Source organism: Micromonospora sp. DT178, from assembly GCF_049841695.1.
Classification (GTDB): Bacteria; Actinomycetota; Actinomycetes; order Mycobacteriales; family Micromonosporaceae; genus Micromonospora.
In genome coordinates this window covers 38,636-59,198 of record NZ_JBNCKV010000008.1, presented here as the reverse complement: position 1 = coordinate 59,198, position 20,563 = coordinate 38,636, and the positions used below count along the sequence as shown (strand labels likewise).

Below are 20,563 nucleotides of genomic sequence, written 5' to 3'. Positions count from 1 at the left end.
CGTGTCCGGTTCGTGCCTCGACGCCGCTTGTCTAGTAGCGCCAAACACGTTCACCTTGTGTTTGACCACCCTAGACAGTGGCGTATAGTCACGTCAAACATTTCTAGCCACACTGTTTGGAACGAGGAAAGACGCATGCTCGGTGACCAGCTCCGCGACCTGCGCCAGCAGCACTCCCTCACGCTGCGCCAGCTCGCGGCCGCGGCCGACGTGTCGCCCGCCCTGCTCAGCCAGATCGAGAACGGCGCCACGGACCCCAGCCTGGCCACCCTGCGTAAGCTCGCCAAGGTCTTCGACACCTCCATAGCGGCGCTGTTCTCCGAGCCGGACGCCCCGCTGGTGCACATCAGCCGGCCCGGCTCGCGGTCCCGGCTCGCCGCGCCTCCCGGGCAGATCGCCTACGACCGGCTCACGCCGGGGCGGGGCGACCTGGAGGTGCTCGAAGCCGAGCTGGCGCCCGGCGACGCCAGCTCCACCGAGCCGTGGGCGCACCCCTCCACCGAGTGCGCGATCGCCGTCACCGGTGAGGTCGTCGCCGAGATCGGCGGCGAGAAGTACGTGCTGAAGACCGGCGAGGCCATCACCTTCGACTCCCGGCTGCCCCACCTCTACCGCAACGCCAGCGACCAGCGGGCCCGGCTCATCATCGCGGTCACCCCGCCGACCCCCTGACCCACCCGGCACGTCACCCGGCCCGCGTCGCGCACGTGGGCGGTACGACGCCGCCCGTCGAAAGGACCCGCAGTGGACCGTGACAGCGTCGACTGGTTCGGCTATATCCCGGCCGTCACCACCCCGTTCACCGTCACGGGCGAGCTGGACCTCGCCGCCTGGCGCGGGCAACTGGACTGGCTCGCCGCCGAGCGGCTGCACGGGATGATCGTCGGCGGGACCACGGGCGAGTGGTTCAGTCTCAGCGAACACGAACGGGCCGAGCTGTTCCGGACGGCCGCCGAGCGGGTCGGCGACCGGCTCACCGTGCTCGGCGGCTGCAACGCGTACACGCCGGGGGAGGCGATCCGGCACGCCGAGGCCGCCCGGGACGCCGGCCTGCACGGCATCCTGCTCACCCCGCCGCCGTACGTGGTGCCCACCCGGGCCGAGGTCGTGGCCTTCTACCGGGCCGTCTCCGAGGCGGTGGACGTGCCGCTCTGCGTCTACAACTGGCCGCGCGGCACGGGCGTCGACCTGGACGCCGACCTGCTGCTGGAGCTGAGCGCGCTGGACACCGTGGTGGCGGTCAAGAACTCCACCCCGGACTTCGGCGGCTTCGTCCGGAGCCTGGTGGCCCTGCGGCACCGGGTGCGCTACTTCGGCATCCCCACCAACGAGGTGGGCATCGAGCTGATGACCACGATCGGCGGCGACGGGCTGATGGGCGCCGGCGCCGTGCTCGGCGCCGACCACCCCGACTTCTTCCGCGCCCTGCGCGCCGGGGACCTCGACCGCGCCCGGATGCTCGGCGCCCGCGACCGGGTGATCATGGAGGACTGGTTCGGGCCCGACTACGGCGCCCGGTTCGGCAACGCGCAGGCGATCATGAAGTACGCGCTCACGCTGCGCGGCGTGCCGGCCGGCCACGTGCGCGCGCCGCTGCTCCCGCTGACGCCCGCCGAACAGGACCGCGTCCGGGCCACCATGACCCAGCTCGACCTGCTGCCGTGACCGCGTACGACACGGCGGTCGTCGGCGGCGGCCTGCTCGGCTGCGCGACCGCCTGGCACCTGGCCCGCGCCGGCAACCGGGTCCTGCTCGTCGAGAAGGACCAGGTCAACCGGCACGCCTCCGGGCAGAACGCGGGCAGCCTGCACTTCCAGCTGGAGTTCCGGATGGTCGAGCACGGCGACGACGCGGCCCGGGCGGCGGCCCGCGCGCTGCCGCTGCACCTGGACGCCGTGCGGGCCTGGGCGATGATCGAGGACGAGCTCGGCGAGCGTTGCGGGGTGTCCCGCACCGGCGGGCTGATGCTCGCCGAGACCCCGGCGGAGATCGCCGTGCTGGACCGCAAGGCGGCCCTGGAACGCGAGTACGGCCTCGACGTCGCCGTGCTCTCCGGCCCGGAGCTGCGCCGGTTCGCGCCGTACCTGGCGGACACCGTGCTCGCCGCCGGTCACGCGCCCGGCGAGGGCAAGGCCAACCCCCGGCTGGTCACCCCGGCGCTGGCCCGGGCCGCCGGCCGCCACGGTGCCGTGCTGCGCACCGGCTGCCGGGTCACCGGGCTGCACCGGCGCGGCCGGCACTGGGAACTGCGCACCGGGGCGGGCCCGGGGGACACCGCCGGCGAGACCCACCTGGCCGACACGGTTGTGCTCGCCGGCGGCGTCTGGACCGCCGAGCTGGCCGCGATGGCCGACGTCCGGCTGCCGGTCTTCCCCGTCGGACTGACGATGAGCGCCACCGCCCGCACCCGGCCGTTCCTGCCGCACCTGATCCAGCACGTCGGCCGGCGGCTGTCGATGAAGCAGACCGAGGACGGCAACGTGCTGATCGGTGGCGGATGGCCGGCCAAGCTGGTCAGCCGCGCCGGACGGGTCGACCTGGAGACCAACCCGGAGCTGCGGTACGAGTCGCTGGTCGGCAACGCCGACGCCGCCCGGGTGGTGCCGGCGGTGTTCGACCTGCCGGTGATCCGGACGTGGACGGGCATGACCACGCTCACCCCGGACCATCTGCCGCTGCTCGGCGCGGTGCCGCGCCGGCCGGGACTGTACGTCGCCACCGGCGGCTCGGCCTTCACCCTCGGCCTCACCTACGCCCGGCTGCTCGCCGCCATGGTCGTCACCGGCGAGCCCGACCGGTCGATCGAGGACTACTCACCCTCCCGCTTCGGAGCGCTGAACTTTGTCTGAACACCGCCCGCCGGAGCCCGCGCAGGCGCCGAGGCGCACCGTGATGCACCGGCCCGCGCCGGTCACCATCGAGGTGGACGGGCGGCCGGTGTCCGCCCACCCGGGCGAGTCGCTGGCCACCGCGCTGCTCGCCGCCGGGCAGCGGGCCGTCGGCACCACGCGCGGCGGCGCCCGCCGGGGGCCCTACTGCAACATGGGCGTCTGCTTCGAGTGCGTCGTCACCGTGGACGACGTGCCCTGCCAGCGTTCCTGCCTGATCCGGGTGCGGGCCGACATGCGGGTCCGCACGGCGGTGCCCCGGTGAGCGCGCCCGACGTGGTGCTGGTCGGCGCCGGCCCGGCCGGGCTGGCCGCCGCCGCCACCCTCGGCCGGCACGGCGCCGCCGTCACCGTCGTCGACGAGCAGGAGCAGCCGGGCGGGCAGATCCACCGCCGGCCGCCGGCCGGGTTCGCCCCGCCGGCCGCGCCGTCCTCCGCCGGTCGGGCGCTGCTCGCCGAGGCCACCGCCGCTCCCGGCGTCCGGTGGCTCGCCGACACCACGGTGTGGGGCGTCCTCGGCACCCGGGCCGGCCTCGACGGGTACGCGGGCGAGCAGCCACCGCCGGGCCGCTACCGGGTCGCCACGCACGGCCCGGCCGGGGTCCGCCTGCTCGAACCCCGGGCGGTGCTGCTCACCGCCGGCGCGTACGACCTGCCGGTGCCGTTTCCCGGCTGGACCCTGCCGGGAGTGCTCACGGCGGGCGGCGTGCAGACGTTCGTCAAGGCGCAGGGCCTGCTGCCGGGCGGCCGGTTCGTGCTGGCCGGGGGCCATCCGCTGCTGCTGGTGGTCGCCGCCCAGCTGGTGCGCGCCGGTGCCCGGGTGGTCGAGGTGGCGCTGATCCAACGCCGCCGCGACCTGTTGCCCGGACCGGCCGGGCTGGCCGCCGTGGCGGGCGCGGGCGGCAAGATCGCCGAGGGCTTCGGCGCGCTGCGCGTGCTGCGCCGGGCGGGGGTGCCGGTCCGGTTCGCCACGGTGGTCCGCCGTGCCGACGGTGATCCGGACCTGAGCAGGGTGACCCTCGCCGAGGTCGGCGCCACGGGGCAGCCGGTGCCCGGGACCGACCGGGACGTGCCCTGCGACGTGCTGGCGCTGGGGTACGGCTTCGTCCCCTCCGTCGAGCTGGCCCGGCAGGCCGGTTGCGCGGTGACCTGGGACTCGCCCGCGGGCGGCTGGGTGGTCCGGCACGACGAGTGGTTGCGCACCTCGGTGCCCCGGATCGCGGTGGCCGGCGAGCTGACCGGCGTCGCGGGTGCCGAGCAGGCGGCGGTCGAGGGCCGGCTGGCCGCCCTCGGCGTGCTGCGCGACCTGGGGCTGCTCGACGAGCGTCGGGCCGCCGCGCTGGCCGGCCCGGTGCGCCGGGAACTGCGCCGCCGGCGACGTTTCGTCACCCGGGTGCTCGACCGGTTCGCGCCGGACCGGGCGGCCCTGGGCAGCCTGGTCACCGACGACACCGTGCTCTGCCGCTGCGAGGAGGTGCGGGCCGGTGACGTGCGCCGCGCGCTGCGGGCCAACCCGCACCTGGGCACCGCGAACGCGGTGAAGCTGGTGACCCGCGCCGGGATGGGCCTGTGCCAGGGCCGGTCCTGCCAGCCGGGCCTCTGTCAGCTCATTTGCACGCTGACCGGCCGGGGGCCGGAGGAGGTCGGGGCGTTCACCGCGCAGGCGCCGGTCAAGCCGGTCCCGCTGCGCGCCCTCGCGGCCGGCGACACGCCGCCCTGCGCGCCCTGACCGGAGCGCCCGCCGCCCGCCGTTGGTCGGGCCGCCCGCAGCCCGGCCGCGCCGACCCCCCCTCGATCGACAACTATCAATTGCATTCCGTCAATCCCTTGATCGGCGGGACCGGCGCGGGCCGGCCGGTCGCAGGTGCTCGCGGATCATCCGATTTTCCGCCGAGGACGCTCGACGGGGTCACGCCGTCGCCGTCGGTTCCGTAGGTTGCCCAGCACATCCGCCTCGCCGGAGAGGGGTCGCCATGGGGAACATGCCGAACCTGGGGGGCGTGCCACGTCGACGGTTGCTGCGCGACGGTGCCGTCATCGCCGCCGCCGTGCCGCCGCTGCTGCTGGTGGGCCCGTCCGGCGCGTCGGCCGCCGTGCCCCACTACGACCCGCAGCAACGGTTCATCCGCCTGGTCGGCGGCGGGTACGGCGTCATCTTCGCCATCCAGGCCGACGGCGCGCTGTACTGGTACCGGCACACGGGCTGGCAGACCGGCGCGTTCAGGTGGGCGAGCGGTTCGGGCCGCCGCATCGGCTCCGGGTGGCACCAGTTCCGGGCGGTCTTCGGTGGGCTCGACGGCTCGCTCTACGCCGTACGCGGCGACGGCACCGTCCACTACTACCGCTACCGGCTGACCAACGCGACGACCGGCGCCGGCACCTGGATCAGCGGCGGGCAGATCGGCGCCGGATTCGAGCGCTACCCGCGGCTGTGCGGGTTCCACGGCGCGTTCTACGGGCAGAACGCCGCGGGCGAGCTGTTCCTGCACCAGTACGACCTGGTCAGCAGGGCGTGGACGGTCCAGGGGGCGCGGATCGGTGGCGGCTTCACCGGCGCGGTGTTGCAGGCGGACACCTCCGGGGTCCTCTACGCCTACCACTACGGCGACATCCGCTGGCACCGGCACCTCGGCGGCGGCACCTGGGCGTCGGGTTCGGGCCTGCGGATCGGCTCCGGGTTCCGCAACTTCTTCCTCAACGACGGGGTGTGGTTCACCGGCCAGGGGGCGCTGTACGCGATCCCGCCGGACGCGGCGACCGCCCGGCAGACCGGCGCGCTCGCGCAGTACCGGTTGACCAACCACACCACCGCCGGCCCCGACCGGCGGGCCGCCTGGATGAACAGCGGCACCGGGAAGAGGGTCGGTTCCGGTTGGACGGTGCAGACCCAGGCCGCCCTCCAGGGCTACGCCAACACCCCGAGCGTGGCGCAGGGCGAGGTGGCGCGGATCGCGGTGTCGACCGGATTCCCGTCGCTCACCGCGTCGATGGTGCGGCTGGCGCCCAACCCCGGCGCCCCCGTGGTCGTCTCGGCACCGCTGCCCGTGACCGGCGGGGTGCAGTCGCTGCCGGTGGGGTTCCTCGGCGTCGGCTGCGGGTGGTCGGACCGGTTGCAGTTCCGGGTCCCCGCCGACTGGCAGCCCGGCCTCTACGCCGCCCGGCTGGAGGGCCCGAACGGGCTGCACCGGTACGTGCCGTTCCTCGTGCGGCCGACCCGCCCCACCAACAAGATCGCGGTGCTGCTGCCCACCTTCACCTACAACGCCTACAACAGCTGGGGCGGGCACAGCCAGTACTGCCCGGACACGACCGGCCGGCGCCCCCTCTCCGTGCGTCGGCCGTCGACGGAGCTGAACGTCGACGACCCCGGGATCCGCGACCACACCCTCTTCTCGGATCTGCTGCTGACCCGCTGGATGTCCCGACAGGGGCTCGACTTCGACGTCTACGAGGACGCCGACCTGCACGGCTCCAACGGCTGGCTCACCAACTACCGGGTCCTCGTGCTGGGCAGCCATCCGGAGTACTGGTCCGACACGATGCGCCAGCGCCTGGTCAACTTCCAGGCCGGCGGCGGCCGGCTGATCTATCCGGGCGGCAACGGCCTGTACGAGCGGGTGCAGGTCAACTCCGGCCGTACGGTGGTCACCTACCGCCGCGCGGACGGCAGGCGCGACATCTACACGGAGCTGGGCCTGCCCGCCTCGCAGCTGCTCGGCACCAACTACACCGACGCCGGCACGTACGCGCCGTACCAGGTGCTGCGTGAGCACCCGTTGCTGGCCGGCACGGGCCTGGTGGTCGGCAGCAGGTTCGGCCGCACGGGTTACAACGGCGCCGCCAGCGGCTGGGAGACCGACGGGCTGCGCGGGCTGGCCGGCGAGGCGTCCCCGGCGCAGGTCATCGCCCGGGGGGAGAACCCCGGGGGCCACGGCGCCGCGCTGGTCTTCCTGGAGCGGCCCAGCGGCGCCCTGGTCTTCAGCGCGTCCTCGATCTCGTTCGTCGGCGCCCTGGCGGACGACCCGGCGATGTCGACGCTGTTCCGCAACGTCTTCGACCGGATGCTGGCGTCGGCCCCGGCGGTCCGGGCCACCGAGGTCCCGATGCCGCGCACCAGCCCGGCGCCCGCGATCCCGGAGCCGTCCACGATGGAATGACGGCGCTCAGAGCCAGCCCGAGCGGCGGAAGAGGCGGTGCAGGGTGAACGCGGTCAGCGCCATCAGGCCGAGCACGGTGGGGTAGCCGTAGCGCCAGTGCAGCTCCGGCATGTTGGCGAAGTTCATGCCGTAGATCCCGGCGATGCCGGTCTGGGTGGCGGCGATGGCGGCCCACGCGGCGATCTTGCGCATGTCGTTGTTCTGCTCCACCGCCAGCTGCGCCAACCGGGACTGCACGATCGAGTTCAGCAGGTCGTCGTAGGCGGCGACCCGGTCCACCGCCCGGGTCAGCCGGGCGTCCACGTCGACGAACCACCGGTGCAGGCCGCGCGGCGGGTTGTCGGGCCGCTGGTCGAGCAGGGAGCGCAGCGGCGCCTGCAGGGGCTGCACCGCCCGCCTGAACTCGACCACCTCCCGCTTGAGCTGGTAGACGTGCTGGATGTCGGCCGAGCGGTCGCGGGCGAACACGGCCTCCTCGATGCGTTCCAGGTCCCGCTCGACGTGCCCGGCGACCTCCAGGTAGAGGTCGACCATCCGGTCGCAGACCGCGTACGCGACCGCCCACGGGCCCTGCGCGAGCACCGCCGGGCGCTGCTCGACGTCGGCGCGCACGCAGGTGAGCGCGCCCGCGGCGCCGTGCCGCACCGTGACGGCGAAGCGGTCGCCGAGCAGCACCATCACGTCGCCGGTGTCGACCACCTCAGAGGTGTCGGTCAGCTCGGCGTGCTCGACGTAACGGGCGGTGCGCAGCACCAGCAGGGTCACGTCGCCGTCGCGGCGCACCGTGGGGCGGTGGCCGTCGGCGAGGGCCTGCTCGACGGTCAACTCGTCGAGCCCGAAGGTGCGGCCGACGGACGCCATCACCGCCGCGTCGGGCTCGTGCAGGCCCAGCCAGACGAAGGCGTCGCGGCCGCGACGGCTGCGGGCGTATGCGTCGGCGTAGTGGGGGCGGCCGGGCTCGCGCCGCCCGTCGACGTAGACGGCGCAGTCGACCACGGCGTCGGGATTGGAGCGTGGGGGCTCCGGCGCGCGCTGCCCGGGCAGCGGTCGGCCGAGCAGCCGGTCGAACACGGCCGACAGCCTCACCCGTTCTCCCACCCGACGAGCCACCCGTCCCCCTCCGTCGCGCCCGCATCCGCGCGGACACCGTACTCGGCTGCGGCGAGTCCGGGGTCACGGCACCCGGGTGGCGAAGACGACGACGTTGTCGACGTAGTTGCCGGTGTCCCGGTCGAACCGGCCGCCGCAGGTGATCAGGCGCAGGCCGGTCGCGTCGCTGGGCCCGTAGACCAGGTCGGTGGGGAAGCGGTCCTTCGGGTACGACCCGACGCCGTCGACGGCGAAGGTGGCGACGCTGGCGTCGGCGCGGGTGATCCGCACGGTGTCGCCGGGCCGCAGCCGGCCGAGGTCGAAGAAGACGGCGGGGCCGGCGGCGGAGTCGACGTGCCCGACGATCACGGCGTTGCCGGTCTCGCCGGGGCTGGCACCGTGCCGGTACCAGCCGGCCAGGGTGGGCCGGTCCAGCGGCGGCACCTCCAGGTGCCCGTCGGCGTCGGCGCCCACCGGGACGATCCGCGCCCGTACGTCGATGGCCGGGATCCGCACGTCGACCGGCTCGGCCCGGTGCAGCGGCGGCACCGACGGCGCGGAGCGGGTCGGTGCGGGGGCGGCGGCCCCCGGCCGGGGCGGGCGGGGCGGGGTCGTCGCCAGTCCGGCGGCGACCAGGCCGAGCCCGGACGTGGCGAGCAGGACGATGACCGTCACCGCCCAGCCGGGCCTGCGCCAGGACACGATCCCACCTCCGTACGCGTTCGCCCGGGTGCCCGCTCCGGTGGTTCACCGGTGCGGGCACCCGTTGCAGGGATGGACGGCTTCCAGGAGTGGACGGCGCGGGGCCGTCGGTCAGAGCGTGGCCGCTGCCATGTGGCGTCGGCGGCGGGCCAGGATCAGTGCGCCGCCCGCGGCGGAGCCGAGCAGGGCGCCGCCGGCGGCCAGTTCCCCGGTCCCGTCGTCGGTGCCGCGGCCGCCGGCCTGGGCCCCGCCGATCGGGGTGACGGTGAACGTGGCGCTGCCGGCCGCGCTGCCGTCCCCGCAGGTCGCGGTCACCGTGTAGGTGCCCAGGGTGAAGCCGGCGGTGAAGAGTTCGGCGCTCAGGCCGCCGCCGGCCGCCGCGGTGGTGGACCGGACGTTCTGGTCGCGGTCGGGGCCGGTGACGCGGAAGATCGCGTCGCCGGACTTCGGGTTGCAGGTCGTCGCGGTGAGCACGACCGTGCCGCCGACCGGCGTGGTGGCCGGTGACACGACGGTGTCGGCCAGCGCCGCGCCGGGGAGCAGGAGCGTGCCGAGACCCACGCCGAGCGCCGCCGATACGAGAACTGTCTTTGCCTTCATACGCGTCTTCCCTCACTTTTCGTCCGCTGACTGCGTGGGACGTCGTTCGGGTGGCCAACTCCGTGACTAGCACCGGTGTGACCAACCCTAGGAGGGTTGGGGCCCCGATCCGGTGAAAATGAGAAATCTTCGTTGCCGTCACGTGTCCACCCGCGAGGCGGAGGGAGCAGCGGAAATGCCGGCACGGCCCGCCCGCGAGGGTTGGCCGGGTCGGTGTCGTCCGGGGTCGTGCTGTCGGGGCTGGGCCGTCTCGGCCCGTCTCGGGACCGATGCCCGGCGGCGGGCGCGTACGCGCCCGGCCCGCCGCGGTGGTCCGGTCCTGGCCGGTTTGCTCAGGGCAGGACGCGCCGCCGTTCCGGTCGCCCGGCAGCGGGTCCGCCGGTGCCGGCCGCGTGCGCGACGAGGTGCTCAGCCCTGCGCGGTGGCGCTCTCCGGGCGCGGCTCGGGCAGCGGCTCCCCGGTCTCCAGCAGCGACTTGAGGCTGGCCAGCAGCTCCGGCCAGCCGCCACCGCCGTCGAGTTGACCGCTGACGGCCCGGTACATCTCGCTGCCCGGGGAGAAGTCCTCGTGGGTGACGGTCAACTTGACGAACTCGCCGTACGGGGCGATGTCGAAGGTGACCCGGGACCTCCGCTCGCGGAGCCGGGCCGCCAACTCCTCGTCGGACCAGCCGAAGTGCGCGGCGTGCTCCGGCTGGAAGCCGTGCCAGCTGTAGGAGAGCCGGCGGAACGGCTCGGCGACCAGGACGCGCTGGCCGAGGTCGCGGAACTCGCCGCCCGGCTCGTCCTGCCACAGCACGGGGGAGCCGACCCTCCAGTCGGAGCGCAGCGCGACGCCGCCCCAGTAGCGGCGGGTGAACGCCGGCTCGGTCAGCGCGGCCCAGAGCCTCTCGGGGGTGGTGTTGACGTAGGTGGTGTAGACGAAGGTGGGACTGTCCATCGGCTCCCGCTCCAGCGCTGTCCGTAGGTCGGCGAGTGCGCGCACCCGCTCGCGGTCGTAACGGTCGATCCATCGTTCGGCGACGGCGTTGATCGGGACGGGGTTGAGGTAGTGCAGCTTCTCCCGGCCGCGTCGCACGGTGGTCACCAGGTTGGCCGCCGAAAGCACCGCCAGGTGCTTGCTGACCGACTGCCGGGTCATGTCGAGCCCGGCGCACAGCTCGCGCAGGCTCTGCCCGTCGCGCCGGTTGAGGTCGTCGAGGAGCCGGCGCCGACTCGCGTCGGCCAGCGCCCGGAACACGTCGTCCACCCTGCCCACCTCGCACACGCAGCCGTCCGGCTGCCTGTCAGATTAGGCAACCGGACGACTGCATGTCCAGCATGTCGCCGCATCCACCCGTCAGGGGGGCGGCGGGGGCGGTCAGGCCGGGCGACCGGCGTCGTCGTGCAGCAGCCCCACCAGCGCGGAGACGCCCTCCTCGCCGTGGCCCCGGGCGACCGCCTCGTCCAGCAGGTCACGTACCGGGCGCATCAGCCCGGCGTCGACCCCCAGGTCCCGGCAGGCTGCCAGCAGGTTGCCGAAGCTGGCGGCCTGCATCCCCAGGGAGGACCCGTCGGCGTCGTGCTCGCCCGAGTCGACGGCCGCCGCCATGGCGGGCAACTCCCCGAGCATGGCGGTCAGCCACCCGGTCACCATCGGCGCGAACTGGCCCGCCGGCGTGCCGGCCGCGCGGATCATCGCCGTGGCGTGCAGGAATCCACCGAACATGCCGTACATGGCGGCGAGCAGGGCCAGGTCGTGCACGGCCGCCCGACCGGAGTCGGCGCCGAGCCAGTGGACGTCGCCGAACACCGCGAGGGTGTCCCGCCAGTCGAGGAAGGCGTCCTCCGCGCCGCTGTAGAGCACGAACGCGCCGGGCTGGCCGATCATGAACGGAACGGCCATGATGCCGCCGTCGACGTACCTGGCGCCCCGCGCGGTCACCCACTCCGCGAGCCGGCGGGCCTGCTCGGGGGTGCCGTTGGTCAGGTTCACCACCGTCCGCCCGGCCAGGGCCGGCGCCGCCTGTTCGAGCACCCGACGGGTGACGTCGTCGTCGAGCAGGCACACCACGACCAGTTCGCCCGCCGCGACCGCCTCGGCAGCGGAGCCGGCCACGTCCGCTCCCGCCCCGGCCAGCGCGGCGGAGCGCTCCGGCGACCGGTTCCACACGGTCGTGGGGTGCCCGGCGGCGAGCAGCGCGCCGGCCAGGGCCCTGCCCATCGCGCCGAGCCCGAGCACGGCGACGGGCCGGTGGCGCGGGGCGCTCACGCGGCCGCCTCCGCGTACACCCGGACCAGCCGGGAGAAGTCGTCGGCACCGTGCCCGGCGTCCACCGCGCGGGCGGCGACGGCGTTGGCCGCCCGGAGCGTGCTGGTGTCGATGCCGTGCCCCTCGGCCGCCTCGACGATGTGCGCCATGGTGGCGGCGGCGGAGGCGATGGTGGAGACGTCGGCGGTGTGGTTCCCGACGTCGATCCGCCCGGCCAGGTCGTCGACGAGGTCGGGCAGCAGGCCCGAGATCCCCTTGGCGTACGGCGCAAGCTCGGTCGCCGTGATCCCCTCCGCCCGGGCCAGGGCGAAGGCGTGCGCGATGCCGCTCATGGCGGTCCAGAACACGTCGAGCAGCGCCACGTCGTGGGCGGCCGCACGAGCCGGGTCCGCGCCCAGCCAGTCGGCGGAGCCGCCCAGGCTCCGCAGGGTGTCCCGGTGGGCGTGCCAGACCCGTTCGGGCCCGCTGTAGAGCACCAGCGCCGCGGACCCGCCGATGGTGGGGGCCGGGGTCATGATCGCGCCGTCGAGGTAGTCGACACCCTGCCTGGCGGCCCAGGCCGCCATCGCCCGGGCCCGCTGCGGGGTGTCGGCGGTCAGGTTCACCAGGGTGCGCCCGGCGAGGGCTTCGACCGCGGGCTCGACGACAGCGCGGACGGCGGCGTAGTCGATGACGCAGGCGAGCACCAGCGGGCTTGCGCGGACGGCCTCCGCCACGGTCGGCGCGCGCCGGGCGCCACGTGCGACGAGGGGATCGGCCCGGGCGGCCGTGCGGTTCCAGACGGTGGTCGGGTGGCCGGCGGCCAGCAGCGCGCCGGCGAGGGCCCGGCCCATCGGCCCGAGGCCCAGCACGGTCACCGGGGACAGATCGCGGTCGGTCACGGAAATGCTCCTTCGTGGATGGGGCGGCTCGGCCCTTGCGCGTGCCGCCGGGCCGGTCCCATCCTGTTTCCGTACGCGCGAAGCATCAAGTACCGACTATTTCCTCAGGTACTTACCTTTTGGTAAGTGAGAGCGGGGCGACGTGAAGAAGCGGACCTACACGTGCGGGCTCGACGCCGCGATCGACGTCGTGGGCGGCAAGTGGAAGGCGCTGATCCTGTGGGAGCTGGACGGGGGCCCCCGCCGCTTCGCCGAGGTGCGCCGGGGGATCACCGGGATCAGCGAGAAGATGCTGATCCAGCAACTGCGCGAGATGGAGGCGTACGGCCTTGTGCACCGTGAGGTCTACCGGCAGGTCCCGCCCAAGGTGGAATACTCGCTGACCGACTTCGGCCGGTCCCTCAACGAGGCGCTGATGCCACTCGGCGACTGGGGCGAGCGGAACATGGCGACCATCGAGGCCATCCCCCGGGACTGACCGGCCGGCGCGAATCCGCGTGCCCCGGCGGCTGCCCGGCGCATAGGGTCGCGCGGTGACGGAGATCAGGACCGAACGGCTGCTGCTGCGCGACTGGCGGGAGTCCGACCTCTCGCCGTGGGCCGCGATGAACGCCGATCCGGAGGTGCGCGAGCACCTCGGCCCGCTGCTTACCGCCGAGCAGGCCGCCGCCTCGGCGCGCGCGTTCCAGGCCGACCTCGACCGGCTCGGCTACGGCTTCTGGGCCGTCGAGGTCCGCGCCGGCGGCGCGTTCGTCGGCTTCGCCGGCCTGGACCGGGTCGACGAGGGTGTGCCGGTCACCGGCGTGGAGGCGGGCTGGCGGCTCGCCCGCTCCGCCTGGGGTCACGGCTACGCCACCGAGGCGGCCCGGGCCGTCCTGCGGTACGGCTTCGACACCGTCGGGCTGCCGGAGATCCTGGCCATCACCACCGCGACCAACCTGCGCTCGCAGGCGGTGATGCGTCGCCTGGGCATGACCACCGATCCGGCCGACGACTTCGACGACCCGGAGGTCGACTCCGGTCCGCTGCGCCGGCAGGTCGTCTACCGCAAGCGGGCCGGGGACCGCTGAGCGTCGGGCGGCAGGCCCCGGTCGGCCGGCCGCTGATCACCAGCGCGTCGCTGGCCGGCGGCGCCGCTCAGGGCCGGGCCGCCGTTCGCTCCGGCGCCCCCCGGAACTGCCGGTCGACGACGGCCAGCAGGGCGGCGTGCGTCTCCGCGTCCGCCGCCACGATGAGACCGCCCACGCCGGTGTGCGGGGGCTGCCCCCGCAGCCCGGTCACCACGCACCCGGCCGCCTGACACAGGGCGATACCGCCGGCGAAGTGCACGCTGTCGCGGAGGTCCCCGTCGGTGACGTACGCGGCCCGTCGACCGGCGGCGACCCACGCGACGGCCAGCGTGGTGGAGAGCACCCGTGGCCCGAACCGCGCGGCGAACTCCGCGTCCGCGAGCATCCCGGTCGCCCGGAACGCGGGGGCGTTCGGGAACGGCGGGTCGAGGTTGACGTCCACCAGCCGGGAGCTGGCCGACGGCGCGAGGGGCTCGTCGACGCCGTCGCGACGGATCTGGGCCGCCCTGCCGTCCCCGAACCAGAACACCTCCCCGGCGAACGGCTCGGCGATCGCGGCGGCGGTGACCTCCGGACCGGTGCGCAGCGCCACGTTCACCGCGACCAGCGGGGTGCTCGCCGCGTAGTTCAGCGTGCCGCACAGCGGGTCGACCAGCCAGGTCCGGTCGGCCGACCGGGAACCGGTGTGCCCGCTCTCCTCGCCCAACACGGCGTCGTGCGGCCGGGCGCGGCGCAGCACGTCGAGGACGGCCCGCTCCGACTCGAGGTCGGCGGCGGTGGCGAAGTCACCGGGCGACTTGTCGAACCGTTCCAGCGGCCCGCCGAACCGGGCCCGGACGACAGCCGCGCCCGCCTCCGCCGCGACGATGGCCAGTTCCGGGTCGGTGAGGATCATGGCCGAACGGTAGCCGAGGCCGGCGGAATCGGCGGCGCGCCCGGTGCTCAGCCGCGAGGGTCGGGATCGGTCACCCAGCCGGCGAGCAGCACCAGCCCGGTGGGCCGGTGCACGGCGAGGAAGCCGAAGGGCCGGTCGACGTCGAAACGTACCCGCCGCCTGCGGGCGGTGAGCCGCGGGCGGGCGGAACCCGCCCGCGTGGCGACGGCGGTGACCACGGCGGCGCGGAAACCCGTCGCGCTGAAGGTGGCCGTGGCGCTCTGCCGCGCCTGCGAGACCGCCAGGAGCCGGGAGATGCCGGGGAAGTGGTCGCCGTCGCCGGCCGCGGTGGACAGGCCGAACAGCGCGGCCCGCTCCAGCAGGTCGTGGTCGGCGGAGGCGGTGAAGGCCACGGTGCGGACGAGCAGTTCCGGCCGGTCGTCGAGGGCGTCGACGACCTGCTCGTCGACGCCGGGGCCGGCGGCGATCGGCAGCGCGGCCGGCGCCTCGAGCGCGCCGACGGCGGCCGGCAGCACCTCCGCCGCCCCGTGCTGCGGCGCGCCCAGGGCGAGCACCACGTCGACGTCCTCGGCGCCCCGCACGGTCAGCAGGCTGAGCGGGCCGGCGGGGGTGTCGGCGGCCCGCAGCGCGTCGAGGTCGTAGCTCGTCCGGCTCAGCCCGGCGAGCCGGCGACCGTGCCACGGCCCGGCGGACGGCTGGCACCAGGCGTCGCGGAACGGCGCGGCCCACCCGGTTCGCAGCGACAGCGCGCTGGCCAGGACCATCGCCGTCGTCGGGGTGACCCGCACCGGCATCCGGGGGACCAGGCCGTCGGTGTGGGTGGCGGCCCACTCGTCGAGGGCCGCCCCGTCGCGCGCCGGATCACCGGTCAGCTCCCCGCGCATGGCCGCCGGCACCTCGCGCGACCAGCGGTCGGTCAGCGGCAGGTCCCGCCGCGCCCAGGCGGCGAGCGCGAGCCGGGTGGTGGGGGAGCGGTCCAGGTCGGACCGGGCCGGCTCCGGCGCGACCGCCAGCAGTTCGTCGCGGGCCGGACCGGTCGCGTAGCGGGCGAGCAGCGCCAGCAGCGGATAGACGCCGGCGCCGGAGACGACCGTCTGCCCGGCGTCCACCGTGGACGCCCAACGGGCGGTGAGCGCGTTGGCGGCGGTGATGCTCATCGGCAGGCGTCCTCCCGGTTGCACGGTGGCCGTCGCCCGGGGGCGACCGCTGGCACCCTACCGCCGCCCGGCGACCGCCCGATGCCCCCGCGACCCGGGCCGGTCGGTGCCCGGGCGTCCGGGCCGGTGTGGCAGCGTGGGCGGCGTGAACACCTCCGCGCCGCTGGACGTCGACCTGGCGCTGGTCGGCGGCGGCGGCGCCGCGTCGCTGGTCCTCGCCGCCCTGGACCGGCACGGGGTGCGGGACCTCCGGGTCGCCGTCATCGACCCGGTCCACCGGCGCGGCCAGGACCGGACCTGGGCGTTCTGGGACCGTCCCGGCAGCGACCTGGACCCGCTGCTGGCCGCGAGCTGGCCCCAGGTCGAGGTGGCGACACCCGACGGCCGCCGCGTCCTCGATCTCGCCCCCCTGCGGTACGCCATGCTGCGCTCGGGCCCGGTCTACGACCGGTCTGCCGAGGCCGAGCGGCGGCTCGGGGTACGGCGGATCGTCGCGCCCGTCGACGCCCTGCACGACGACGGCGGGCACGTCACGGTACGCGCCGGCGGCGCCGGGCCGGCCGTCCGCGCGTCCTGGGTGCTGGACTCCCGACCCCGGCCGCCCCGGCGACCCGGGCGCACCAACTGGCTCCAGCACTTCCGGGGCTGGTGGCTGGAGTCCGCCGCGCCGGTCTTCGACCCGGCACGGGCCGTTTTGATGGACTTCCGCACCCCGCAGCCCGCCCGGGGCGTGTCGTTCGGCTACGTCCTGCCGGTGAGCGACCGGTACGCCCTGGTGGAGTACACGGAGTTCGGCCCCGACCTGCTCACCGACGCCGGGTACGACGCGGCGCTGGCCGGCTACCGGGACCTGCTCGGCCTCGACCCGACCCGGCTGACCGTCCGCGAGGTGGAGAACGGGGTGATCCCGATGACCGATGGCCCGTTCGAGGCCCGGCCCTCGCCCCGGGTGGTCCGCCTCGGCACGGCCGGCGGCGCCACCCGACCCTCCACCGGCTTCACCTTCTCCGCCATGCACCGCCAGGCCGAGCAGGTCGCCCGCGCCCTCGCCGCCGGCCGCCCGCCGGTGCCCGCTTCCGCGTACCCCCGTCGGCACCGCTGGATGGACGCGGTCGCGCTGCGGGCGCTGGACGCCGGCGGTGTCGGCGGCCCGGACTTCTTCGGTCGGCTCTTCGACCGCAACCCCGCCGAGCGGGTGCTGCGGTTCCTCGACGGCGCGACCACCCCGGCGGAGGAGGTGGCGCTGATGAGCTCCACCCGGCTGCGGCCGATGGTCGCCGCCACCGCCGGCGACGCCGTGGCCCGGCTCCGCGACCGCCTCGACCCGACCCGTCGGGCGGCGACCTGGACGGTCCCGCGACCGGTGGTCGGCGACCGGGCCGACGCCGACGGCTGAGCCGCCTCAGCCGGCGCGGACGGCGTCGCGGATCAGGACGCGCAACTCCTCCATCGGGTCGCCGTCGCCGGCGCCGAGCAGCGTCTTCGTCGCGGCCACGGTCAGGCCGAGGTCCGGATAGGCGTACGCGAGGCTGCCGCCGCTGCCCGCGGAGCCGAACGCGCCGTCCGGCTCGACCGCGTAGCCCAGCCCGAAGCTCGCCTCCCGGCCGAAGACCCACTCCGTGCCGCGCACCGCGACGGCGCTGACCTCGCGCAGCCGCTCGGGCGAGATCAGGCGTACGCCGTCGACCTCGCCGATCAGCGCGGCGAACATCCGGGCGACGGCCCGGGCGGACATCGTCCCGGTGGCCGGAACGTCGGCGCGGAGGAACTCGTCCCGGGTGCCGACGGAGGCGTCCGGTCGGAGACCGGGCGGGGCGACCCGGTCGAAGTTCGGCAGGTTGGCGGCGGCCCAGGCCAGCAGGGCCGAGAGGTTGCGGTCGGCGACCGGGGCCAGCCGGCGCAGGTCGGCCTCGGGCACCCCGAAGAGCAGCTCTCCGGGCACGCCGAGCGGCCCGGCGACGTCCTCGGCGAGCACCCGCGAGATGCGCCGGCCGGTGACCCGGCGGACCACCTCGCCGACCAGCCAGCCGAAGGTCCAGGCGTGGTACGCGAGCACGTCGCCCGGCGCCGAGAGCGGCACGCTGTCGGCGACGATCCCGCACATGCGGTCCCAGTCGGTGGCGTCGGCGACGGCGACGTCGGGCGGCAGCGCGGGCACGCCCGCCGTGTGGGTCAGCACGTGTCGCAGGGTGATGCCGCCCTTGCCGTGGCGGGCGAACTCCGGCCACACCTCGGCGATCCGCAGGTCGTAGTCGAGCAGGCCCCGCTCGGCGAGCACGTGCACCACGGTCGCGGTGAGGCCCTTGCCGGTCGACACGCTCCAGATCGGTGTGCCGGAGGTGAGCGGCCGGCCCGTGGCGCGGTCGGCCACGCCTGCCACCTCGTCCACCACCCGCGTCCCGTGCAGGTAGGCGGCCACCTGCACGCCGGCCTCGCGGCCGGAGGCCACCAGCTCGTCGATCCTGCCCCGCACCTCGGCCCGCAGGCCGTCACAGCTCCCCGTCACGGGAGGCCATCCTGCCAGCGGCGGGGAACCGGGTCACGGCCTTTTCCACCGCCCCACGCCCGGCCGGTGGGGCGACCCTCCGACCGTCGGGCGCGTACGCGCGGGAGGTGCCCCGTGCCGCGCCGCCGCCCGACGGCGGGGGAGGCGGTGCGGATTCGGTAGGTTGCCGGAATGGTGGACGAGACGACCGGCAGGGTCGTGCAGATCTGGACCGACGGGGCGTGCAGCGGCAACCCCGGCCCCGGCGGGTGGGGCGTGGTGCTGCGCTACGGCGCGCACGAGCGGGAACTGTGCGGCGGCGAGGCGACGCCGACCACCAACAACCGGATGGAGCTGATGGCGGCCATCCAGGCCCTGGAGAGCCTGACCCGGTCGGTCACGGTCGAACTGCACACCGACAGCACGTACGTGCGCAACGGCATCACCAGCTGGCTGGCCTCGTGGAAGCGCAACGGCTGGCGGACGGCCGCGAAGCAGCCGGTCAAGAACGCCGACCTGTGGCAGCGGTTGGAGGCCGCGTGCGCCCGGCACGAGGTCACCTGGCTGTGGGTGAAGGGGCACAACGGCCACCCGGAGAACGAGCGCGCCGACGCGCTGGCCAACCGGGGCATGACCGAGGCCCGCGCGTCGGCGGTGCCCGCCGGTCGCTGACGAACCGGCGGGCGGGCCGGCGGTCAGGTCACTCGGTGCGGCTCGGGTCGGTGGTGCCGGACACGGCGTCCACGTCGTAGCCGGCGCGGCTGACCTCCCGGGCCGAGCGCCGGTCCTCGGCCGGCAGGTCGGCGAAGTCGTCGCCGGTGTCGTCGGTGCTGCGCAGGGACTCGCCCGGCGGACGCAGCGACGCCTGCATGGCGGTGGCGCCGTCCGGCTCGTCGGTGGCGGCCCGGTCGGTACGGTTCTGATCGGTCATGCCGCTCTCCTGCCCCCGTGGCCTGCCCGCAAACGTGCCTCGCGGTGCTCAGCGCGCCGCGTCCGGATGGCCCGGCATGCCGGACCCGCCGCTGGAGGTGCCCGACGCGCCGCCCGCCATGCCCGACCCGTCGTCCTCGGTGACGATGTCGGGCTTCGTCGTCGTGTCGTCCGGCGCCGGGACGTCGGTGTCCGCCTCGACCTGGACCAGCCGGGCCTGGCCGGCCTCGTCCTCGGCGTGTGCCGGGTCGACCGGCAGCTCACCGTCGCGCGCCCGATACCCCACCGCTGCCTCCCCTGCCGTCCGCCGCTGCCGTTCCGCCCCCGGCTACCCGCGACCCCCCACCCGAAACCCCACCCCGCCCCCGCCTCTGCCCGCCCGGGCGGCCCTGCCGCGAGGCCCGTCCGGGCGGGGGCGGGGCGCACGGGGCGAGGGCGCGGCGGTGGGGCGGGAGAGTGGGTCAGCGGCGGCGGGGTGGGCGGGTGGGGCGGGTGGGGGAGCGGGGTGGGCGGCGCAGGGGGGTGAGGGACAGCGGGGACCAGTGGCCGGGGCGCGTCCGGTCGGGCGGTAGGACGGTGTGCTGGTCGCCCCGGGCCGCGTCGAGCTGCGACTGGTGCAGGAACAGGGCGCCGGAGAGGTCCGCGCCGCGCAGGTCCGCCCCGCGCAGGTCGGCGCCGGTGAGGTCGGCCAGGCCGAGGTCGACGCCGCGCAGGTCGGCGCCGATCAGCAGGGCCCCGCGCAGGTTCGCCCGGCGCAGGTCGGCCCGGCGCAGGTCGACGCCGAACAGTTGCGCGCCCCGCCGGTCCACGCCGGGCCGGCCGCCCCGGGCCCGGGCCGCGTCCCCGGCGCGGGCCAGCAGCGGGTTGACCCGTCCCCGGTACGCGTCCACGTCGAGCCCCAGCAGCGTCCCGGCCGGCTCCCGGGCCAGCCGCTCGGTCTCGTCGAGCGCGGCGGACAGCTCGTCGCGCAGCGGCTGCGGCGGGCGCGTCGCGAGCGCCTCGGTCAGATACCAGAGCAGCTCGTGCAGCGGCCGCATCACCGCGAACGTGTCGAACATGCGCGCCGCGGTCTCCGGCGCGTCGCGCCAGTCCCGCCCGCCGAAGGTGACCTGGGCCACCCGCTGCCCGGCGCCGAAGCAGTCGAAGACGGTGCAGCCGGGGAAACCCCGCTCGCGCAGGTCGGCGTGGATGCCGCAGCGCGAGTCGGCCCGCAGGTTCGGACAGGGCCGCCCGGCGGGCTTGTCGATGGCGAAGTCGGCCGACGCGGAGAAGGCGGGCGCGACGCAGCAGAGCCCGAAGCACCGGGCGCAGTCGGCGCGCAGTCCGTCCGCGGGCGACGTCGCCCCGGGAGTCTCCGACACGCTGACCGTTCTCCTGCCGATCGGGGTCTTCCGCCGGCGGTCTCGCGGGCGGAGGCTCCCATTGTCCCGCCCCCGCGAGGCCACCGGGCCACAGGGTGC

At 75.5% G+C, this 20,563-nt stretch carries 22 protein-coding genes; 10 read left to right on the top strand and 12 right to left on the bottom strand.

Translation table 11 applies throughout. The features are described 5' to 3' along the window. Window positions 1-135: 135 nt before the first annotated feature. The 6 genes from ACLQ22_RS16765 to ACLQ22_RS16740 all read left to right on the top strand — a co-directional run bounded on the left by ACLQ22_RS16765 (window position 136) and on the right by ACLQ22_RS16740 (window position 7,044). Window positions 136-672 carry a helix-turn-helix domain-containing protein gene (locus ACLQ22_RS16765; protein WP_089000224.1) on the top strand — a complete coding sequence of 179 codons (537 nt, stop codon included), beginning with the start codon at window positions 136-138 and terminating at the stop codon, window positions 670-672. 72 nt (window positions 673-744) lie between these two features. After that, window positions 745-1,665: a dihydrodipicolinate synthase family protein gene (locus ACLQ22_RS16760; protein ID WP_425693109.1), complete on the top strand. Its 921-nt coding sequence runs from the start codon at window positions 745-747 to the stop codon at window positions 1,663-1,665. Further along, window positions 1,662-2,849, top strand: coding sequence for an NAD(P)/FAD-dependent oxidoreductase (locus ACLQ22_RS16755; protein WP_425693108.1), 1,188 nt, complete (start codon window positions 1,662-1,664; stop codon window positions 2,847-2,849). Before ACLQ22_RS16760 ends, ACLQ22_RS16755 begins: the two co-directional genes overlap by 4 nt. A gap of 43 nt (window positions 2,850-2,892) precedes the next feature. Next, the gene (locus ACLQ22_RS16750) at window positions 2,893-3,153 is read left to right on the top strand and encodes a (2Fe-2S)-binding protein (RefSeq protein WP_121398439.1); all 261 of its coding nucleotides are present in this window, start codon (window positions 2,893-2,895) and stop codon (window positions 3,151-3,153) included. Beyond that, window positions 3,150-4,616 carry an NAD(P)/FAD-dependent oxidoreductase gene (locus ACLQ22_RS16745; RefSeq protein WP_425693107.1) on the top strand — a complete coding sequence of 489 codons (1,467 nt, stop codon included), beginning with the start codon at window positions 3,150-3,152 and terminating at the stop codon, window positions 4,614-4,616. Before ACLQ22_RS16750 ends, ACLQ22_RS16745 begins: the two co-directional genes overlap by 4 nt. 271 nt (window positions 4,617-4,887) lie before the next feature. After that, window positions 4,888-7,044 carry a N,N-dimethylformamidase beta subunit family domain-containing protein gene (locus tag ACLQ22_RS16740; RefSeq protein WP_425693106.1) on the top strand — a complete coding sequence of 719 codons (2,157 nt, stop codon included), beginning with the start codon at window positions 4,888-4,890 and terminating at the stop codon, window positions 7,042-7,044. 6 nt (window positions 7,045-7,050) lie between these two features. Here the strand turns inward: ACLQ22_RS16740 and ACLQ22_RS16735 are convergent, their stop codons facing one another. From ACLQ22_RS16735 to ACLQ22_RS16710, 6 genes are all read right to left on the bottom strand, one after another. Further along, on the bottom strand, window positions 7,051-8,154 hold the full coding sequence (locus ACLQ22_RS16735; protein ID WP_425693105.1) for a magnesium and cobalt transport protein CorA: 1,104 nt from the start codon (window positions 8,152-8,154) through the stop codon (window positions 7,051-7,053). Between the two features lie 63 nt (window positions 8,155-8,217). Beyond that, window positions 8,218-8,835: a class F sortase gene (locus tag ACLQ22_RS16730; protein WP_425693104.1), complete on the bottom strand. Its 618-nt coding sequence runs from the start codon at window positions 8,833-8,835 to the stop codon at window positions 8,218-8,220. Between the two features lie 111 nt (window positions 8,836-8,946). Next, on the bottom strand, window positions 8,947-9,435 hold the full coding sequence (locus tag ACLQ22_RS16725) for a hypothetical protein (protein ID WP_121398434.1): 489 nt from the start codon (window positions 9,433-9,435) through the stop codon (window positions 8,947-8,949). A gap of 408 nt (window positions 9,436-9,843) precedes the next feature. Further along, complete coding sequence (locus ACLQ22_RS16720) at window positions 9,844-10,683, bottom strand: ArsR/SmtB family transcription factor (protein ID WP_425693103.1); 840 nt, start codon at window positions 10,681-10,683, stop codon at window positions 9,844-9,846. A 111-nt stretch (window positions 10,684-10,794) separates the two neighbouring features. Next, on the bottom strand, window positions 10,795-11,685 hold the full coding sequence (locus ACLQ22_RS16715) for an NAD(P)-dependent oxidoreductase (RefSeq protein ID WP_425693102.1): 891 nt from the start codon (window positions 11,683-11,685) through the stop codon (window positions 10,795-10,797). After that, window positions 11,682-12,566, bottom strand: coding sequence for an NAD(P)-dependent oxidoreductase (locus ACLQ22_RS16710; protein ID WP_425693101.1), 885 nt, complete (start codon window positions 12,564-12,566; stop codon window positions 11,682-11,684). Before ACLQ22_RS16710 ends, ACLQ22_RS16715 begins: the two co-directional genes overlap by 4 nt. Before the next feature lie 142 nt (window positions 12,567-12,708). Between ACLQ22_RS16710 and ACLQ22_RS16705 the strand changes: the two genes are divergently transcribed. Continuing rightward, window positions 12,709-13,044, top strand: a complete 336-nt coding sequence (locus ACLQ22_RS16705) for a winged helix-turn-helix transcriptional regulator (protein ID WP_132239631.1) — start codon at window positions 12,709-12,711, stop codon at window positions 13,042-13,044. A 55-nt stretch (window positions 13,045-13,099) separates the two neighbouring features. Next, window positions 13,100-13,636, top strand: a complete 537-nt coding sequence (locus ACLQ22_RS16700; RefSeq protein WP_425693100.1) for a GNAT family N-acetyltransferase — start codon at window positions 13,100-13,102, stop codon at window positions 13,634-13,636. 67 nt (window positions 13,637-13,703) lie between these two features. Here the strand turns inward: ACLQ22_RS16700 and ACLQ22_RS16695 are convergent, their stop codons facing one another. Together ACLQ22_RS16695 and ACLQ22_RS16690 are read right to left on the bottom strand one after the other, a co-directional pair. Next, a complete protein-coding gene (locus ACLQ22_RS16695) occupies window positions 13,704-14,531 on the bottom strand; it encodes an inositol monophosphatase family protein (RefSeq protein ID WP_425693099.1) in 828 nt (275 codons plus the stop codon). Window positions 14,532-14,578: 47 nt separating this feature from the next. Continuing rightward, complete coding sequence (locus ACLQ22_RS16690) at window positions 14,579-15,688, bottom strand: serpin family protein (RefSeq protein ID WP_425693098.1); 1,110 nt, start codon at window positions 15,686-15,688, stop codon at window positions 14,579-14,581. 145 nt (window positions 15,689-15,833) lie between these two features. Here ACLQ22_RS16690 and ACLQ22_RS16685 point away from each other — a divergent pair, with 145 nt between their 5' ends. Continuing rightward, window positions 15,834-17,084: a lycopene cyclase family protein gene (locus ACLQ22_RS16685; protein ID WP_425693097.1), complete on the top strand. Its 1,251-nt coding sequence runs from the start codon at window positions 15,834-15,836 to the stop codon at window positions 17,082-17,084. A 6-nt stretch (window positions 17,085-17,090) separates the two neighbouring features. On the opposite strand, the gene ACLQ22_RS16680 is transcribed toward ACLQ22_RS16685, so the two are convergent. After that, window positions 17,091-18,194, bottom strand: a complete 1,104-nt coding sequence (locus ACLQ22_RS16680; RefSeq protein WP_425693096.1) for a serine hydrolase domain-containing protein — start codon at window positions 18,192-18,194, stop codon at window positions 17,091-17,093. Window positions 18,195-18,365: 171 nt separating this feature from the next. On the opposite strand from ACLQ22_RS16680, the gene rnhA reads away from it, so the two are divergent. After that, window positions 18,366-18,845, top strand: coding sequence for a ribonuclease HI (gene rnhA / locus ACLQ22_RS16675; RefSeq protein ID WP_366644096.1), 480 nt, complete (start codon window positions 18,366-18,368; stop codon window positions 18,843-18,845). Between the two features lie 28 nt (window positions 18,846-18,873). Here rnhA and ACLQ22_RS16670 read toward each other — a convergent pair whose 3' ends face one another. The 3 genes from ACLQ22_RS16670 to ACLQ22_RS16660 form a co-directional block, all read right to left on the bottom strand. After that, complete coding sequence (locus tag ACLQ22_RS16670) at window positions 18,874-19,104, bottom strand: hypothetical protein (RefSeq protein WP_121398427.1); 231 nt, start codon at window positions 19,102-19,104, stop codon at window positions 18,874-18,876. 48 nt (window positions 19,105-19,152) lie between these two features. Next, window positions 19,153-19,389, bottom strand: a complete 237-nt coding sequence (locus ACLQ22_RS16665) for a preprotein translocase YidC (protein WP_121398426.1) — start codon at window positions 19,387-19,389, stop codon at window positions 19,153-19,155. A 175-nt stretch (window positions 19,390-19,564) separates the two neighbouring features. Then, window positions 19,565-20,464, bottom strand: coding sequence for a pentapeptide repeat-containing protein (locus ACLQ22_RS16660; RefSeq protein WP_425693095.1), 900 nt, complete (start codon window positions 20,462-20,464; stop codon window positions 19,565-19,567). Window positions 20,465-20,563 lie beyond the last annotated feature (99 nt).

Coding starts and splice junctions, on each gene's coding strand:
- ACLQ22_RS16695 (WP_425693099.1), bottom strand. CDS start 14,531: ATGATCCTCACCGACCCGGAACTGGCCATCGTCGCGGCGGAGGCGGGC.
- rnhA (WP_366644096.1), top strand. CDS start 18,366: ATGGTGGACGAGACGACCGGCAGGGTCGTGCAGATCTGGACCGACGGG.
- ACLQ22_RS16750 (WP_121398439.1), top strand. CDS start 2,893: ATGCACCGGCCCGCGCCGGTCACCATCGAGGTGGACGGGCGGCCGGTG.
- ACLQ22_RS16690 (WP_425693098.1), bottom strand. CDS start 15,688: ATGAGCATCACCGCCGCCAACGCGCTCACCGCCCGTTGGGCGTCCACG.
- ACLQ22_RS16670 (WP_121398427.1), bottom strand. CDS start 19,104: ATGACCGATCAGAACCGTACCGACCGGGCCGCCACCGACGAGCCGGAC.
- ACLQ22_RS16725 (WP_121398434.1), bottom strand. CDS start 9,435: ATGAAGGCAAAGACAGTTCTCGTATCGGCGGCGCTCGGCGTGGGTCTC.
- ACLQ22_RS16765 (WP_089000224.1), top strand. CDS start 136: ATGCTCGGTGACCAGCTCCGCGACCTGCGCCAGCAGCACTCCCTCACG.